Annotated in this window: 4 protein-coding genes; all 4 read left to right on the forward strand. The window is 40.9% G+C overall.

Annotation, left to right across the window (positions count from 1 at the left end; genetic code table 11):
- Positions 1–236, forward strand: a 236-nt coding sequence (locus HP456_RS19245; RefSeq protein ID WP_376766240.1) for a PstS family phosphate ABC transporter substrate-binding protein, incomplete at its 5' end; no start/stop codon positions are given.
- A gap of 87 nt (positions 237–323) precedes the next feature.
- Positions 324–1,268 carry a phosphate ABC transporter permease subunit PstC gene (gene pstC, locus HP456_RS19250; RefSeq protein ID WP_172254098.1) on the forward strand — a complete coding sequence of 315 codons (945 nt, stop codon included), beginning with the start codon at positions 324–326 and terminating at the stop codon, positions 1,266–1,268.
- Positions 1,269–1,271: 3 nt separating this feature from the next.
- Complete coding sequence (gene pstA / locus HP456_RS19255; RefSeq protein ID WP_172254100.1) at positions 1,272–2,150, forward strand: phosphate ABC transporter permease PstA; 879 nt, start codon at positions 1,272–1,274, stop codon at positions 2,148–2,150.
- A 45-nt stretch (positions 2,151–2,195) separates the two neighbouring features.
- On the forward strand, positions 2,196–2,647 hold a 452-nt coding region (locus HP456_RS19260; protein ID WP_172254111.1), incomplete at its 3' end, for a phosphate ABC transporter ATP-binding protein.

The raw sequence follows: 2,647 nt of genomic DNA on the forward strand, positions 1-2,647 counted from the left end.
TAAAGATCGATGGTGTAGAACCGACAAATGAAACAGTCGAAAGTGGGGATTATCCATTATCCCGTCCATTGTTTGTATATGCAAAAAATGAATCGATGAAAGACAGTGAAGCAGCTTATGACTACATGAACTTCACGCTTGAGAATGCAGGTGAAATGGCGGAAGCTGTTGGATATGTAAGTTTGAAAGAAGATCAATACAAGGAAGCTTTAGAAACGCTGAAAGGTCTTAAGTAGTAATAAGCGGTGCTAAGTTAAATGATCAGTGATGAGAAGCGTTGATCGCTTCTCATCTTGTCATGTGGATGAAAGGGGTTTGCAACTATGGTTTCAGGTTCAAATAAATCACACTCTGTTGCAGAGATGATTGAACAAAATAATAACAATGGTTTTAATCAAAAAGTCGAAAAAGCGATACCTTGGATATTATTTGCAATTGCAGGGGTTTCAGTATTAACAACACTAGGAATTGTTTTTACTCTAATTTTTGAAACAGTAACATTCTTTTCGAGGGTTCCATTATTTGATTTTGTCACTGGAACCAAATGGTTCCCATTTTCAATCGAGAACCCTAACTATGGGATTCTTCCGTTGATTTCAGGAACATTGAAAATTACTGGGATTGCGGTGCTGGTCGCAGTACCGATTGGACTGGCTTCTGCCATTTATTTGAGTGAGTATGCAACTGACCGTTCAAGAAGATTCATTAAACCGATATTGGAAGTATTAGCGGGGATTCCGACAATCGTATATGGATTCTTTGCATTGACCTTCGTCACACCGTTTTTGAAGAACTTTATGCCTGAGTTAAGTATATTTAATGCTCTGAGCCCTGGGATAGTGGTAGGTGTCATGATCATCCCGATGATCGCCTCCCTATCAGAAGATGCGATGTCTTCTGTCCCTAACTCCATCCGTGAAGGGGCACTTGCTATGGGTGCCACGAAGCTTGAAGTAGCGGTTAAAATCGTGCTTCCTGCTGCTGTGTCAGGCATTGTGGCTTCTGTTGTGCTTGCCATATCCCGTGCAATCGGGGAAACGATGATTGTTACTGTAGCCGCAGGTGCTACACCAAACCTTTCGTGGAACCTGACAGAATCCATCCAGACGATGACATCTTATATTGTGCAGGTAAGTACAGGTGATGCGGGTTACGGAACCACCATTTATTACAGTATATATGCGGTTGGATTCACCTTGTTCTTATTCACGTTAGGAATGAATCTGCTTGCACAATACATCTCTAAACGATTCAGAGAGGAGTATTAATGTATGAAGCACGTCAATCAGGATAATGTTTTGAAGAAAATGTCTTCTCGATTAGCCGTCAATCAACTATTCCGTTCCTTATTCTTCCTGGCTACTTTATTTGGCATGGTGGTATTGTCGGTATTGCTCTATCGGGTATTCACTCAAGGAATTGGCTATCTTGATCTTCAGTTCTTGCAAAGTATGGGTTCAAGATTCCCTGAAAAAGCAGGTATATATGCTGCATTGATCGGTTCTCTCTGGTTGATGGCAGTTGTAGTGGTCGTTTCATTTATTTTAGCTGTCGGAACAGCCATTTATTTAGAAGAATACGCAAAGCAGAATAAAATCAATCATTTTATCAAGGTGAATATATCAAATCTCGCCGGTGTTCCTTCTGTAGTCTTTGGTTTACTTGGGTTGACGATCTTTGCCCGTATGTTTGCATTGGGTCAAAGTGTCCTTGCTGCAGGACTGACGATGAGTTTATTAATTTTACCGGTTATCATCGTGGCTGCACAAGAAGCTATCCGTGCAGTCCCGAGAGAGCTGCGTGATGCATCGTATGCAATGGGCGCTACGAAATGGCAGACAATAATACGGGTCGTTTTACCAGCTGCTATACCGGGCATTTTAACAGGGAGCATCCTTGCGTTTTCACGTGCAATCGGAGAAACGGCTCCTCTTGTAGTCCTTGGTGTACCAACGATTCTCTTATTCACTCCTGCATCAATAATGGATACGTTCACAGCGCTTCCTATGCAGATCTATGATTGGACAAGAAGACCTCAGGCAGACTTTCATGATGTGGCATCTGCAGGAATCATCATTCTATTGCTTTTGCTTCTATTCATGAACTCGGTCGCAGTATTCATACGGAATAAATTTCAAAATCGTTTCTAATTTGAGGATGATAAGGTTTTAATTGGATGAAGGAGGCTTTCAAACATGCAAACGATAATGACGAAAGTAAATGAAAACATTGATACTACAGGAACAAAACAACCGGTATATCAGACAAAACAATTGAACTTATGGTATGGAACAAACCATGCTTTGAAAAATATAGATCTTGATATTATGGAAAATGAGGTTACTGCGATCATCGGTCCTTCCGGATGCGGGAAGTCGACTTATATAAAAACGCTGAACAGAATGATTGAATTGATTCCAAGTGTTAAAACGTCCGGTGACATTATTTACCGAGATCGTAATATCTTTGATAAAAATTACCGTGTTGAAGAGCTGCGTACAAAAGTAGGGATGGTCTTCCAAAAGCCCAATCCGTTCCCGAAATCGATTTATGACAATATTGCCTATGGCCCCCGTACGCATGGCATCAAAAATAAAAAGGTACTTGATGAAATCGTTGAAAAAAGCTTACGCGGAGCAGCGATTTG

Source organism: Bacillus haikouensis, assembly GCF_013179555.1.
In the GTDB taxonomy this organism is placed as follows: Bacteria; Bacillota; Bacilli; order Bacillales; family Bacillaceae_B; genus Rossellomorea; species Rossellomorea haikouensis_A.

Bases quoted from the DNA above. Each gene is read 5' to 3' on its own strand.
- pstC (WP_172254098.1), top strand. From the start codon at position 324: ATGGTTTCAGGTTCAAATAAATCACACTCTGTTGCAGAGATGATTGAA.
- pstA (WP_172254100.1), top strand. From the start codon at position 1,272: ATGAAGCACGTCAATCAGGATAATGTTTTGAAGAAAATGTCTTCTCGA.